This is a genomic window from Colwellia sp. MB3u-41 (assembly GCF_014076845.1).
GTDB lineage: Bacteria > Pseudomonadota > Gammaproteobacteria > Enterobacterales > Alteromonadaceae > Colwellia_A.
In genome coordinates this window covers 1-313 of record NZ_JACGUT010000064.1, presented here as the reverse complement: position 1 = coordinate 313, position 313 = coordinate 1, and the positions used below count along the sequence as shown (strand labels likewise).

At 35.1% G+C, this 313-nt stretch carries 1 rRNA gene; it reads left to right on the top strand.

The window, feature by feature from the left end:
• Positions 1-251: 251 nt before the first annotated feature.
• Positions 252-313, top strand: a 16S ribosomal RNA gene (locus H4J73_RS06700); the annotation flags it as partial.

Here is a 313-nt window from a genome sequence, read left to right as displayed (position 1 = left end):
TTCTTTAACAATTAGTTATCATGCAATTTGTGTGGACACTCACATTACATTGATTTTACATAGTCGGTTCTTAATTCTCTCACGAGAGGCAAGGAAAGACGTAAAACAGTTTAATAATGATGTCACACAGATTAAGTATTAATCATTAATTTGATTAGTACGTTTTATGTAGTTATTAGCTTCGGCTAGTAACACGACAGAATTCATTGAGCAGATGTCTTGGTTTCGACTAAGCATCACAAACGATTTTTTAATTGAAGAGTTTGATCATGGCTCAGATTGAACGCTGGCGGCAGGCTTAACACATGCAAGT